A 511-nucleotide genomic window follows, 5' to 3' on the forward strand; every position below is an offset into this window, starting at 1 on the left:
GTTAGGTTACCTTACAATCATTTTAAAGTTTATTAAAAGGCATAATGTTGCAACGTTTTTACGCTAGTTTACTCATGATAACTTTACTGCTCACTTTTGTGGGTCAGGCAGTTGCGTCTGTAGCTATGGTATGCGAAATGCCACATATGCCAACGAAAACAGCAATGCATGCCCAAATGCCAATGACACAAAGTAGTGATACAACAGCTGTCGCTAGCATGTCTGAAAATATGATGCAGATGGATTGTTGCGACGACGAAAGTACGCCACAAAATGATTGCAAATGCCCTATCAGTGGCTGCGCTGCTAACTCAATGCTTAATGTTGATACTTTATTTAGCGTTACTTTACTTGAATCTGAAAAAGTAAATATAAGTGTATTTACTACACAAATTAATATACCTCGTTCACTCTACCGCCCTCCCATGTCTGCTTAATAGCAGGATAGGTGTATGTAAAAATTGCGGTAACCCCGTTTATTGGTAATTCCTAAACACCTTTTTTGCTTCCT

1 protein-coding gene is annotated in these 511 nt (G+C 38.6%); it reads left to right on the forward strand.

The annotated features are described in order from the left end of the window. Nucleotides 1-137: 137 nt before the first annotated feature. Entirely contained in the window at nucleotides 138-437 is a 300-nt protein-coding gene (locus tag I6E61_RS14085; protein ID WP_002957848.1) for a hypothetical protein, read from the forward strand. Nucleotides 438-511 lie beyond the last annotated feature (74 nt).

It is taken from the genome of Psychrobacter sp. NZS113 (genome assembly GCF_015864825.1).
Taxonomy (GTDB): domain Bacteria; phylum Pseudomonadota; class Gammaproteobacteria; order Pseudomonadales; family Moraxellaceae; genus Psychrobacter.

What these genes read in the sequence shown, in the direction of transcription:
- I6E61_RS14085 (WP_002957848.1), top strand. Translation starts at nt 138, where the DNA reads ATGCCACATATGCCAACGAAAACAGCAATGCATGCCCAAATGCCAATG.